A 12,905-nucleotide genomic window follows, 5' to 3' on the forward strand; every position below is an offset into this window, starting at 1 on the left:
ACTGTAAGTCGCGCATATTGGGTCAATAATCTAATATGCGCGTTTGTTTTTAGGGCGCGCTTTCGGGTACGTCAGATGTTCGCTAAATTTAAGGCCACAAGCGCAGCGGCAGGTTCGGTGTTCGGTAAGACACCGTCAAGGCCCGGCCTTGACCTTAAGACTAAGCTGGCTCCTGTTCTGGCCACCCTCAGTAAACCCTATGTGGCGCCATCTTTAGCGCTTGTCGTATTTCTGGGGTTGGGTGCCACCTTTATCGGTCTGTCCTCCGATCCGGACGCAGGATCACCCAGCATCCGCGTTAAAATGTCGAAAGAAAAACCGGCCACCGCTGCGGTTACGACGGATGTACCCGTAGCCCCATCCGGTGCCGATGCCTTTACCATCGACTCTCTGGGGCTGTTTTCCGATGCCCCCGTGGGCATGGTGGACGCCAATGGTCAGCCAGTTGATAATCGCGCGGTCATTACCCTGCCCGGCGGTGATGGCGGCACGGCCACTGCCCCGAAACTGAGCGCCCAGCCCCTGCCGCCCGCACCGATTACGGGTTTGTCGCAACCGTCGCCGCAAGGGCCACTGCCAGCCATCGGGCCAAATGGTCAGACCCCGGCGCAGGCCTATGCCCGCCCGTTCCGCAGCGATGGTCGCCCGATGGTCGCCCTTATCGTGGGTGGCCTTGGCATCAACCCCGCCACCACCAAGGCCGCGATTGAACAATTGCCCGCCGATGTGACCTTAAGCTTTGTGCCCTATGCCGATAATCTGCAAACCTGGATCGATCTGGCGCGCGCTCAGGGCCACGAAGTTCTGATCGAAATCCCGATGCAGCCCGTCAACTATCCCGATAATGACACTGGCCCGGACACTCTGCTGGTCAATACCCGCGCCGATGACCTTAATCTGCGGCTGAACCGGGTCTTGGGTCGCGCTACCGGCTATTTCGGCGTCACCAACTATCAGGGCAGCGCCTTCCTGAAAGATCGCACCGGTGTCGGTGCCCTGACCGGCAGCCTGCGGGCGCGGGGCCTCGCCTTCATTGATGATGGTCAGGGCCGGGCTATTGACGGTGCCGCTGCCACCATGCCGCGCGCCAGTGCCGACCGCATCATCGATCAGTCCCTGACCGCCACCGCCATTCAGGCGCAACTGGCAGGGTTAGAGACCGCCGCCAAAAGCCGTGGACAGGCGCTGGGCACCGGCTTTGCCTATCCGGTGACGGTTGCGACGGCGATCAAGTGGACGCAAACGCTCAATCAAAAAGGGCTGCAACTGGCGCCCGCTTCGGCTATAACGCGCCGATGAATGAAGATAATCTGAAAGCTTACCGCCCCAATGTTGGCATTGTGGTGGTCAATCGTGACGGCAAGGTATGGCTGGGCCATCGCTTTGGCATGACCGGTGCCTATGTCTGGCAATTTCCGCAAGGCGGGGTCGATGACGGCGAAGAGTTGGAGCCCGCCGCCAAGCGCGAGCTTTATGAAGAAACCGGCATGACCTCGGTCGAACTGATCGGTCGCACGCAGGATTGGGTCATCTATGATTTCCCGCCCGAAGTGCTGGCGCAAAAAAAGATCGGCCGTAATTTCAGGGGCCAGAAGCAGATATGGTTCGCCTACCGCTTTTTAGGCGACGATTCTGAGATAAATCTGCAAGCCCATGGTGAGCAGGAATTTGAAGCCTGGGAATGGTGCGATTTGAGTGAGGTCATGGACCGGGTCGTGTCGTTTAAGCGCGAGTCGTATCGTGCGGTGATAGACACGTTCAAACCGCTTATTAGCTAACGTGTAAATTCCAAAATGACCGGATAATCCGGCAGGTCGATGGTCACCTGGCCCTCACCGCCATAGGTCTTGACCGGAGCCTCACCGATCAGCGGATCATAGAGCGCGCGGGCCTTGGCCCCATCGGGTAGCTTGACCGCCAAGGGCACCGTTGGGTTGTCCTTACGCTTACCCGCCTCACGCACCCAGATCTGGGTCTCGCGCCAGATCACCAGTTGCGTCACCCCGTCCGCTTTATCCAGCGCCAGCGCAAACGTCCCTTCCGGCAGGTTCACATCGACCTCAAGCGCGCGCGGCGTGAACGCTTTCGCACCCGCGCCTTTGTCCTCAATAATGCGGATCAGGTTGCGCACAGCGGTTTCCGCCGGTTTAGGTTTATAGTGGTAATCAAACAGCCCAAAGTGCATCTCACGATGGGGCTCCAGCTTCTGATCCAGAAGTTCATAGAGATATATGCTTGAGGCCCCCAAATGATAGGCATCGAAAATGCCCATCAGCGTGCCCTTCGCCTGAGTGCGTTCATCAACCCCGATGACCAGCCAGTCGATTTCGGGATAGGTCGCATATCCAAATTCCGTCACCACCCATGGCTTGAGGCCATTCAGGCCCTTGTGCGCCCCCTCGAAATGCGGGCGCGGCGGATTGCCGTTCTGGGCATAGACATGTTTGTTGGCATAGTCACCGCGCGGCCCCAAGGCCTGCGGCGCAGCCGTACCTGTAAGATCATAGATCGGCAGAGATTTCAGACGCTTACGCTCGCGGAGCAAGCGAACGGTTTCCAGATGCGCCGCGATCGATGATGCCTCGGTGCGTTGATCACCATAGGTCACCGGCGCATGGTCGATCTCGTTAAAGCCTTCGATAGCCACAATCCCGCCGGGATAGGCCCATTCGAGATTATCGATCAGATCAACCGGTATCTTTGGGTCGTAATTAGCCCCCGGCCCCTGTCCGAACAGCACAATATTGAACTTCACACCTTTTTTCATCAGGTTGGTATAGGTGTTCACGCCAGTGCTGCCGCCTACCCACGGAAACGGCGATGAGTCGCGGATCAGCTTGATGCCCAGATAGTCGAGCGCCTTATAGACCTCATCGGGCGCACGATATGACCCGTCAGTGTAGTTGATATGGGTATTGATACCTATCGAGTCGCGCACATCCTGCGCCCGCAACGGGGTCAAGGTTTCGGCCCACGCCGGAAGCGTCGCAGCGGCCAGCAAAGCGCACAGCAGGGTCTTGATCGGTTTCATGGTCAATAGGCCTTGTGCAGATTATACCCGCATCCAACCTGCCATAAAAAAAGCCCCGCCGGAAGCGAGGCTTTTTGAACTTAATAAGACACGGTCAGGATTAGTGCGCGCTCTCAGAATACTCTTCGGCGTGTTCGGCCAGAATGGTCATGCCCGATGCATTGACATCAGCAAAGCCGCCGCGGACGTTGAACACCCGACGCTTATCACCATCAAGGATCACAACAGACCCTTCTGCCAGCGTCGTCATGAACGGCGCGTGGTTCGCCAGCACGCCGAATTCGCCTTCGGTGCCGGGGGCGATAACCTGATCGACATCACCGGAAAACAGTTCCTTTTCCGGGGTCACCAGCGAAACGTGAAGTTTGTCAGCCATGTTGGCTTCCCTGCTCCTGCGGTTTGCTAACGGCAAACCTCAAACAAAAATGCGAAACATTCCCGACGGGCCGCCCCTAGGGAATGTTTCACGATGCTGAACCGGGCTAAAGTACACTGAGCGCAACGCGCGAAGGACTTTAGCCCGAAGTTCTTTAGGCCTCGCCCGCCAGACGCTCCGCCTTAGCGATGGCGTCTTCGATGGTGCCGACCATGTAGAAGGCGGCTTCCGGCAGGTGATCGTAGTCACCGTTGCAGATGCCCTTGAAGCCCTTGATGGTGTCTTCGATGGTCATCAGAACGCCCGGTGTGCCGGTGAAGATTTCGGCAACGTGGAACGGCTGCGACATGAAGCGCTGGATCTTACGGGCGCGGGCCACAATCGCCTTATCTTCTTCGGACAGTTCGTCCATGCCGAGGATGGCGATGATGTCTTTCAGCGCCTTATACTGCTGCAGGATTTCCTGAACGCGGGTGGCGGTCGAATAGTGCTCTTCACCGACAACGCGCGGATCAAGAATACGCGAGGTCGAATCGAGCGGGTCCACAGCCGGATAGATGCCTTGCTCGGCGATCGAGCGCGACAGAACGGTGGTCGCATCCAGGTGGGCGAACGAAGCGGCCGGTGCTGGATCGGTCAGGTCGTCGGCGGGGACGTACACGGCCTGAACCGAAGTGATCGAACCCTTGTTGGTCGAGGTGATGCGCTCTTGCAGCTTACCCATTTCGGTCGCCAGCGTCGGCTGATAGCCCACGGCGGACGGGATACGACCCAGCAGCGCCGACACTTCGGAACCAGCCTGGGTAAAGCGGAAGATGTTGTCGACGAAGAACAGAACGTCCTTACCTTCGACATCGCGGAAATATTCAGCCTGAGCCAGACCTGTCAAAGCAACGCGGGCGCGCGCACCCGGAGGCTCGTTCATCTGACCGTAGACCAGCGAACAACGCGAGGTGCCGCCACCGCCATGTTCGTTCACCTTGGATTCGATCATTTCGTGGTACAGATCGTTACCTTCGCGGGTACGCTCACCCACACCGGCAAACACCGAATAGCCGCCGTAAGCCTTGGCGATGTTGTTGATCAACTCCTGGATCGTCACGGTCTTGCCGACGCCGGCGCCGCCGAACAGGCCGATCTTACCGCCCTTGGCGTAAGGGCAGATCAGGTCGATAACCTTGATGCCCGTGACCAGCAGTTCCGCCGAAGTCGCCTGATCGGCAAAGGCCGGGGCGTCCGCGTGGATCGGGTTATAGAATTGGGTTTCAATCGGGCCAGCTTCGTCAATGGGCTCACCAATGACGTTCATGATACGGCCAAGGGTCGCCGGTCCCACCGGAACGGTGATCGGGGCACCGAGGTCGGTGACGTCCTGACCACGCACCAAACCTTCGGTGGCGTCCATGGCGATGGCGCGAACCGTGTTTTCACCGAGGTGCTGAGCGACTTCAAACACCAGACGCGCGCCCGAGGCGGCGTTGGTGGTTTCGAGCGCGTTCAGAATGGCGGGCAGGTTGCCATCTGGGAATTCAACGTCGACGACGGCGCCGATGATCTGGGTGAGGCGGCCTTTATTAGCCGTAATCTTTTGATGGGCGGACATAGTTTTGATCCTATATGGCTTCAGCGCCAGCGATGATCTCGATCAGTTCGGTCGTGATCTGGGCCTGGCGTTTACGGTTATATTTCAAGTTCATCGCTTTGATCATTTCGCCCGCGTTGCGCGTGGCGTTATCCATCGCGCTCATCTGGGCAGCGTAGAAGCCGGCGGTGTTTTCCAGCAGGCTGGACAGGATCTGCACCGTCAGATTGCGCGGTAGCAGGGTTTCCAGAATCTCTTCTTCCGAAGGCTCATATTCATAAACCGCGTCCGAACCCGTCGAAGGTTCGGCGACGGCATCAATCTGGGCCGGGATCAGTTGCTTAGGCGTCGGCACCTGCGAGATGACCGACTTAAAGCGCGAGTAAAACAGCGTCACAACGTCGGCGCGGCCATCATTAAATTCGGCAACCGCCGCATCGGCGATCGGCTGCACGGCGTCCAGCGTCAGGACTTTGTGTGCCGACATATCAAAGGTCGCGATGATGCGGTCAGCATACTGGCGCTTAAGCTGGTCATTGCCCTTACGGCCAACGGTGATGATCTTGACACCCTTACCGTCGGCGATCAGGCCGTTGATGTAGTCGCGGGCCGCGCGCACGATCTGGGAGTTAAAGCCGCCACACAAACCGCGATCGGAGGTCGATACGATCACCAGATGATTCTGCGTAGAGCCATTGCCACCCAGCAACACAGGCGCACCGTCGCCGGACACGCCTTTAGCCAGATTGGCAATCACAGCGGCCATACGCGCAGCATAGGGACGGGCGTTTTCAGCCGCATCCTGAGCGCGTTTAAGCTTCGCCGCCGCCACCATCTGCATGGCTTTGGTGATCTTCTGCGTGGCTTTCACGCTGGCGATCTGGTTGCGCATGTCCTTAAGACTTGCCATGAAATCTCCTCTCACTTGAAAATGCCGAAAGGCGCATTTTCAAGTGGGTCAACAGTGACAAATCAAAACTCGAAGCGGTTCTTCGTTTTGATTTGGGTTTATCTTGTTAGACAAGACCTGAGCGGGCTCAGGTCTTGAAGTTAGGCGAAGTTACCACCGAAATCGTTTAGCGCGCCTTTGAGCGTTTCTTCGAGTTCCGGCGACAGGGCCTTCTTCTCGCGGATGCTGGTCAGGAGGGCGCTTTGCTTGCCGTGCAGGTAGCTGATGAATTCACGCTCAAAACGGCCGATGTCGGACACGGCGATCTTATCGAGGTAACCACGGGTACCGGCGTAGATCACGCAGACCTGTTCTTCGACCTTAAGCGGCGAATATTGCGGCTGCTTCAAAAGCTCGGTCAGGCGCGCACCGCGGGCCAGCAGGCGCTGGGTGGCGGCGTCAAGGTCAGAACCGAACTTGGCGAAGGCCGCCATTTCGCGGTACTGGGCCAGGTCACCCTTAATAGCACCGGCAACCTGCTTCATCGCCTTGATCTGGGCGCTTGATCCCACGCGCGACACCGACAGACCGACGTTCACCGCCGGACGGATGCCCTGATAGAACAGGTCGGTTTCGAGGAAGATCTGACCGTCTGTGATCGAGATCACGTTGGTAGGTATATAGGCCGACACGTCGTTGGCCTGGGTTTCAATGATCGGCAGGGCCGTCAGCGAACCCGAACCATTGTCTTCGTTCAGCTTGGCCGCACGTTCCAGCAGACGTGAATGGAGGTAGAACACGTCGCCCGGATAGGCTTCACGGCCCGGCGGACGGCGCAGCAGCAGCGACATCTGGCGGTAAGCCACAGCTTGCTTGGACAGATCGTCATAGATGATCAGGCCGTGCATGCCGTTGTCGCGGAAATATTCACCCATGGCGCAGCCTGAGAACGGCGCCAGGAATTGCAGCGGGGCCGGCTCAGAGGCGGTCGCGGAAACCACGATGGTGTATTCCAGAGCGCCGTTTTCTTCGAGCGTTTTCACGATCTGCGCAATGGTCGAACGCTTTTGACCAATGGCGACATAGATGCAGTACAGCTTGGCCGACTCGTCGGTACCGGCGTTGGCGGCCTTCTGGTTCAGGATAGCGTCAATGGCGACGGCGGTCTTACCCGTCTGACGGTCACCAATGATCAGCTCGCGCTGGCCACGGCCAACGGGGATCAGGGTGTCGATCGCCTTGATGCCGGTTTGCACAGGCTCATGGACCGATTTACGCGGGATGATACCGGGGGCCTTCACGTCAACGCGGCGGAATTCAGTGGCTTCAATCGGGCCCTTGCCGTCGATCGGCTCACCCAGCGGGTTGACGACGCGGCCAAGAAGGCCCTTGCCGACCGGAACCTGCACGATTTCGCCAAGGCGCTTAACTTCGTCGCCTTCCTTGATTTCGCGGTCTTCGCCGAAGATAACGACGCCGACATTGTCTTTTTCCAGGTTCAGGGCCATGCCCTTAACACCGGCTTTTGGGAATTCGACCATTTCACCGGCCTGAACCGAATCAAGACCGTGAACGCGGGCGATACCGTCGCCTACCGACAGAACCGAACCCACGTCGGAGACGTCGGCGTCTTCACCGAAACCGGCAATCTGAGCTTTGAGGATGGCCGAAATTTCGGCGGCATTAATGTCCATGAGTATTACGCTCTCTTAAGGGCGAATTTGAGGGAATCGAGTTTGGTTTTGAGGGACGCATCAAACAGACGCGACCCGACGCGGACCTTAAGCCCGCCTAAGATGGCCGGATCGACCAGGGTAGTAATATCGGCCTCACGGCCCAGCGCCTTGGCCAGTTCCGTTTTGAGGTTTTTGAGTTGACCATCGTCAAGCGCCACGGCCGACGTCACGGTCGCGGTCACAATGCCTTTGTGGGCCGCATAAAGCGAATTAAAACCCGCAATCGTCGCCCCCAGTTGATCCAGACGGCTCTTGTGGCCCATCAGGTTCAAAGCTTTAGTGGTCAGGGCGTTCAGCTTGGCTTTTTTTGCGACTGCCAAAAGACCTTTAAGTTTCAGGTCGCTGGCGAAGGCTTGTGACCCCAGCACGCGGCGCAGATCAGCGCTTTCCGTGATCAGGGCCTTAAGCGTGGCGAAGTCTTTGTAGACCGCTTCAAGGGCGCCGCCATCGCGCGCCAGCTCGAAGATCGCTTTGGCGTAACGATTGCCGACTTCGTTCTCTCTGAAAATATCGCTCACAGCTCATCCAAAAGATTTAATTATAAAGCACACGGACACCGCTACACGGATGGCGTTCTCATGGCGTGGATCGCGGCCTATTAGCATGTGACTTTGCGCATCGCAACCAAGCAAAACCGCATTGCCTGAAAAAATCTTGACACAATTCGCAAACAAAACCGCACAGAGTGCATTGCGCTATAGTATAATTGCCCTATCTAAGAATCTTATGCCCGGTTGCGCACGGCATGACAGCGTTTACCGCAACTGGCACAGTTCTTTATTCATGGCATCCGATGCGATGCAAGGGGAGATAAATTCTAATGGACCAGATTCTGGCCCTGTTTGCTGATCCCGCCGTTTGGGCGGCGCTCGTTACACTTATCGTGATGGAAGTCGTCCTTGGGATCGACAATCTCATCTTCATTTCCATCCTGACCAACAAGCTGCCCGAAGCCCAGCGTGCCCGTGCGCGCGCCATCGGTATCGGCGGCGCTCTGGTTATGCGCATCCTGCTGCTGTTCACCCTGTCGTGGATCGTCGCATTGAAAGAACCCGTGATCACGCTGATGGATAAGGGTTTTTCCTGGCGCGACATTATCCTGATCGTGGGCGGCCTGTTCCTGGTCTATAAGGCCACCAAGGAAATCAACCACGCTACCGAAGCTCACGCCGCCGGCGATGCCTCGGAAACGAAAGACGCGCCAAAGCCGGTGACGGGCAATATCGCCTCGGCTATCGCCCAGATCTTGCTGCTTGATCTGGTGTTTTCGATCGACTCGATCCTGACCGCCGTTGGCATGACGGATCACCTGCCGATCATGGTCATCGCCGTGATGTTCGCTGTGTTTGTGATGTTCGTGGCCTCCGGTCCTATCGCCAACTTCATCAGTAAGCATCCATCCATTGTCATGCTGGCCCTCGGCTTCCTGCTGATGATCGGTATGGTGCTGATTGCCGAAGGTTTCGGAGCCCATATCGAAAAGGGCTATATCTATGCGGCTATGGGGTTCTCGGCCTTTGTCGAGTTCCTGCAAATGTTCCGGCGCAAGAAATCCGGCACGGCGCATTAAAATACGCAAACCAGCCTGAGCTTTACGCCCCCGTTATCAAACGGGGGCGTTTTTATGAGAGGGACAGATGTGCGGACGCTTTAAACGCCACAGCAAATTCTGGGAACGGATCTTTGAGATCCTCAGCATGACCGCGCCTGCCCCGGACGTGAGCGGCGATGATGAAATCCGCCCCACCGACCTTTATCCGATTATCGGCGCGCGGCCGGAGGGTTATGCCGTAGGGCCCGCCCGCTGGAGCCTTATTCCGCGTAGCCACGTTGGGCCTATAAAAGAGTTTAAACTGACGACCTTTAATGCCCGCATCGAGACCGCCGCCACATCAAAGGTGTTTGAAACGCCGTGGCGCAAGCGCCATTGCCTGGTGCCCGCCGACGCCTTTTGGGAATGGTCGGGCGACAAGGGCCAGAAGCAAAAATGGCAAATCACCCGCGCCGATAATCATCCGCTGATGTTTGCAGGGCTGTGGGATCGAACTGAGAGCACCGACGGCCCTGTCACCAGTTTCACCCTGCTGACCCGTCCAGCCGGTGAAGACATGGCCCCCATCCATACCCGCGAACCGGTGATTTTACACCCGGATCAGTGGCGGGACTGGCTTGATCTCAACTCTCTGCCCGACCTGTCGCAACCGGCAAAGGCAAGCACCTTTCGCGCTCTGGCAGTGACCACCAGCGGTTCATTGTTATAGAAAACTATACGGATCGATATCCGTGACCAGACGGATAATATTGGGCTTTTTCACGGTTCTCAGCCACGCCGCCATAAAGCCCTGAAGGTCGCGGTTACGGTCAGCCCGCACCAGAAAGCGCTTACGCCACTGCCCGCGCACCAGACTTAGGGGCGCATCAGCCGGCCCGTAAACTTCTACCCCATCAGTATTGGGAATGGTCAGCGCCAGTTCGCGCGAAAACCGGTTCAGTTCGGCCTGATCCTTTGACGACATGATCACCGCCGCCAGCCGCCCGAACGGCGGAAACTTGGCCAGTTCCCGCGTCATTTGTTCATAGGCATAAAAAGCTTCGCGGTCCTGAGCCTTAAGGGCCTGCATGACCGGATGTTCGGGGCTGTAGGTTTGCAGCAGGGCCTTGCCCGCCTTATGCGCCCGTCCGGCCCGACCGGTCGCCTGAGCCAGTAACTGAAACGTCCGCTCTGCCGCCCGCAGGTCTCCGCCCTTGAGGCCCAGATCAGCATCGACAATACCGACCAAGGTCAGATTGAGGAAGTTATGGCCTTTGGCCGCCGCCTGAGTGGCGACCAGTATATCGGTGTCATGATCCTGCACCCGCTTGATCAGGGCTTCGGATGAGGCGGCATCGGGCGTAGTGTCGGAGGAGAAAATCTCCGCTCGCGCCGCCGGAAAGCGCGACCGCACTTCTTCCAATATTCGCTCCACCCCCGGCCCGATCGCCGCCAGACTGTCGAGTGCGCCGCAGTGCGGACAGCGATCTGGTTTTTTCATCGAAAACCCGGTCAGGTGGCAGACCAGCCGCCCTGTCGCGCGATGTTCCACCAGCCAGCTATCGGTATTCGGCGCCGTCATGCGCTCCCCGCACGCCCGACACAGCACCAGCGGCGCATAACCGCGCCGGTTGAGGAACAGCAGCACCTGCTCCTTGCGCGCCAGAGTATGTTCAATCTCAGCCACCAGAGGTGCTGACAGCCACAGCGGATCGCCCATCTCGGTCTTACCCGGAGGATGGACCTTCATATCAATCAGGTGAATATCCGGCAGTTGCGCCGTACCGTGGCGTTCGGTGAGCCGTATCCACTCATAACGCCCCTTTTGGGCATTGCTCAGGCTTTCCAGCGACGGGGTGGCCGAGGCCAGAATGATCATGAACTTGTCACGATGGGCGCGCACCACCGCCAGATCGCGGGCCTGATAACGCACGCCCTCTTCCTGCTTATAGGAGCCGTCATGTTCTTCGTCGACCACGATCAGATCAAGTTTAAGGTACGGCAGGAAAAGCGCCGAGCGCGCCCCCACCACCAGCCGCACCTCACCGGAGGCCACCCCTTCCCAGATTTTGCGCCGCTGTGAGGGCGTGAGAGCCGAATGCCAGGGGACGGGATCGGCCCCGAACCGCGCCTTTAACCGCGCCATAACGGCCTGGGTCAGGGCAATTTCCGGCAGCAGGATCAGAACCTGCGCTTTTGGGTCACGCGACAGGGTGCGGGCGACCGATTCCAGATAAACCTCGGTCTTACCCGATCCGGTCACCCCGTCCAGCAATACCGGACAAAACCCGCCCACGGCCTGCTTTTGGCGCAGTAGTTCGTCGGCGGCGGCCTGAGAGGGATTAAGTGCCGGTGTCTTAAACTGCGGATCAGGTACGCCAAACACCTCGGCCGCGACCTCAACCCGCGCCATTACGCCCTCGGTCTCCAGCCCCTTGATCACCGATGGTGATACGCCTGCCGCTTGCGACAACTCGGTCAGGCTAAGCGACACCACCGCCTGCTCCATGACCCGTTCCCGCGCCCTGGTCAGCTTCGCCGGTTGCGCACCCGTCAGGACATAGGCCTGCTTTGCCTGCGCCTTCGGGGTTTTAAGTGCACCAATGCAGCCATTCAGAAACACCCCCGGCGGTGTCAGGGTCCAGCCCGTCGCCCACAGCCAGAACTCAAGACTTGCGCGCGGCACCGGCGGATCGTCGATTTTGGCCACGACGGCTTTGAGTTTGAAATGGGTCGCCTGCGCCGCCTCAACCGACGCCACTACCCCGCGCACCTTATGGTGGGCCAGCGGCACCATGACATGATCGCCAACCTCAAGCGCCATCCCGTCCGGCACCGCATAGTCCAGCACCTCGGCCACCGGGGCCAGGACCGCGACCTTTGCCACCACCTGAGACGGCAGATCAAAATCTAACAGGGTGGGGTTGATATCGGACGGGCTCATAATCTAAAGTGAGATATAGGTTTTACGCGGGTTATCAAGACCGTTCCGGTTTATCCGCCTGTTGGGGCTTAAGGGCATATGGCGACCGAAATCAGCGATAGCGAAAACGCGGCCCCCTCGGTAAGTGTGGATGACTGGGCCGAGGTGCGCGCGCGTCTACCGCAATTTGCCGATAAGCTTAAGGCCGACCGGCCGTTGCTGGATAGTCTGGGCCTGAAACCGGCGTCGCGTAATCTGATTGATTTCGGCCCTGCGGCCCTGTCCCGGCTTGAGGCTAAGGCCCTGAAAGATATCGATGTCCGCCGCCAGATGGAAGCTACGGCACGGGCCAATTTCGATGCCCAGAACCAGACTCACGGCATGGTGATCAACCTGATGGAGGCGCGCAATCATTCCGATCTGGCCCGCCGCCTCAACGAAGAGGTCAAGCACCGCTTTGGGCTTATGGCTGCCACCATCGCGCTCGAAGACACCGGGCCGGTGCCCTTGGGGTGGAAGACGCTCGATTACGGCGGCGTTGATTACATCATCGGCGAAGACGCCCTGTCGCTGCTGGGGCCTGATGCCGTGGCGCGGGTTCTGTTTGATGAGGACGTTAAGCGCATCAAAAGTGCCGCAGCTTTGCGCATTTCTCTATGGCGCGAAGGCCGGCCGGGTCTGGTGTCGTTCGGGTCAGCCGATTTTGATGGCTTTACCCCGGACATGGGGGCGGAACTGGTCGCCTTTGTCGCCCGTGTGGTCGAGCGGGTGGCGGATCGATGGCCCGTCCTCTAAATCGCAAAAAAGTTATGGCGGCTAACGCCGCCAGATACATTT

Annotated in this window: 12 protein-coding genes; 5 read left to right on the top strand and 7 right to left on the bottom strand. The window is 58.4% G+C overall.

Annotation, left to right across the window (positions count from 1 at the left end):
- Window positions 1-75: 75 nt before the first annotated feature.
- Both IE102_RS02275 and IE102_RS02280 read left to right on the top strand, forming a co-directional pair.
- Window positions 76-1,299, top strand: a complete 1,224-nt coding sequence (locus IE102_RS02275; RefSeq protein ID WP_189484749.1) for a divergent polysaccharide deacetylase family protein — start codon at window positions 76-78, stop codon at window positions 1,297-1,299.
- On the top strand, window positions 1,296-1,778 hold the full coding sequence (locus IE102_RS02280) for an RNA pyrophosphohydrolase (RefSeq protein WP_189484750.1): 483 nt from the start codon (window positions 1,296-1,298) through the stop codon (window positions 1,776-1,778). Before IE102_RS02275 ends, IE102_RS02280 begins: the two co-directional genes overlap by 4 nt.
- Here IE102_RS02280 and IE102_RS02285 read toward each other — a convergent pair.
- From IE102_RS02285 to IE102_RS02310, 6 genes are all read right to left on the bottom strand, one after another.
- Window positions 1,775-3,031: a hypothetical protein gene (locus tag IE102_RS02285; RefSeq protein ID WP_189484751.1), complete on the bottom strand. Its 1,257-nt coding sequence runs from the start codon at window positions 3,029-3,031 to the stop codon at window positions 1,775-1,777. The two genes, IE102_RS02280 and IE102_RS02285, sit on opposite strands and share 4 nt — an antisense overlap.
- A 100-nt stretch (window positions 3,032-3,131) precedes the next feature.
- Window positions 3,132-3,407, bottom strand: coding sequence for an ATP synthase F1 subunit epsilon (locus IE102_RS02290; protein ID WP_189484752.1), 276 nt, complete (start codon window positions 3,405-3,407; stop codon window positions 3,132-3,134).
- Between the two features lie 154 nt (window positions 3,408-3,561).
- Window positions 3,562-5,010, bottom strand: coding sequence for a F0F1 ATP synthase subunit beta (gene atpD / locus IE102_RS02295; protein ID WP_189484753.1), 1,449 nt, complete (start codon window positions 5,008-5,010; stop codon window positions 3,562-3,564).
- 10 nt (window positions 5,011-5,020) lie between these two features.
- Window positions 5,021-5,899, bottom strand: coding sequence for a F0F1 ATP synthase subunit gamma (locus IE102_RS02300; RefSeq protein WP_189484754.1), 879 nt, complete (start codon window positions 5,897-5,899; stop codon window positions 5,021-5,023).
- A gap of 140 nt (window positions 5,900-6,039) precedes the next feature.
- Window positions 6,040-7,572 carry a F0F1 ATP synthase subunit alpha gene (gene atpA / locus IE102_RS02305; RefSeq protein WP_189484755.1) on the bottom strand — a complete coding sequence of 511 codons (1,533 nt, stop codon included), beginning with the start codon at window positions 7,570-7,572 and terminating at the stop codon, window positions 6,040-6,042.
- 5 nt (window positions 7,573-7,577) lie between these two features.
- Window positions 7,578-8,132, bottom strand: coding sequence for a F0F1 ATP synthase subunit delta (locus IE102_RS02310; RefSeq protein WP_189484756.1), 555 nt, complete (start codon window positions 8,130-8,132; stop codon window positions 7,578-7,580).
- Between the two features lie 302 nt (window positions 8,133-8,434).
- Here IE102_RS02310 and IE102_RS02315 point away from each other — a divergent pair, with 302 nt between their 5' ends.
- Both IE102_RS02315 and IE102_RS02320 read left to right on the top strand, forming a co-directional pair.
- Complete coding sequence (locus IE102_RS02315; RefSeq protein ID WP_189484757.1) at window positions 8,435-9,184, top strand: TerC family protein; 750 nt, start codon at window positions 8,435-8,437, stop codon at window positions 9,182-9,184.
- A 67-nt stretch (window positions 9,185-9,251) separates the two neighbouring features.
- Window positions 9,252-9,875: an SOS response-associated peptidase gene (locus IE102_RS02320; RefSeq protein WP_189484758.1), complete on the top strand. Its 624-nt coding sequence runs from the start codon at window positions 9,252-9,254 to the stop codon at window positions 9,873-9,875.
- On the opposite strand, the gene IE102_RS02325 is transcribed toward IE102_RS02320, so the two are convergent.
- On the bottom strand, window positions 9,870-12,089 hold the full coding sequence (locus IE102_RS02325; protein ID WP_189484759.1) for a primosomal protein N': 2,220 nt from the start codon (window positions 12,087-12,089) through the stop codon (window positions 9,870-9,872). The two genes, IE102_RS02320 and IE102_RS02325, sit on opposite strands and share 6 nt — an antisense overlap.
- A gap of 78 nt (window positions 12,090-12,167) precedes the next feature.
- Here IE102_RS02325 and IE102_RS02330 point away from each other — a divergent pair, with 78 nt between their 5' ends.
- Window positions 12,168-12,863 carry a DUF484 family protein gene (locus IE102_RS02330; RefSeq protein ID WP_189484760.1) on the top strand — a complete coding sequence of 232 codons (696 nt, stop codon included), beginning with the start codon at window positions 12,168-12,170 and terminating at the stop codon, window positions 12,861-12,863.
- Window positions 12,864-12,905 lie beyond the last annotated feature (42 nt).

The organism is Asticcacaulis endophyticus (assembly GCF_014652575.1).
In the GTDB taxonomy this organism is placed as follows: domain Bacteria; phylum Pseudomonadota; class Alphaproteobacteria; order Caulobacterales; family Caulobacteraceae; genus Asticcacaulis; species Asticcacaulis endophyticus.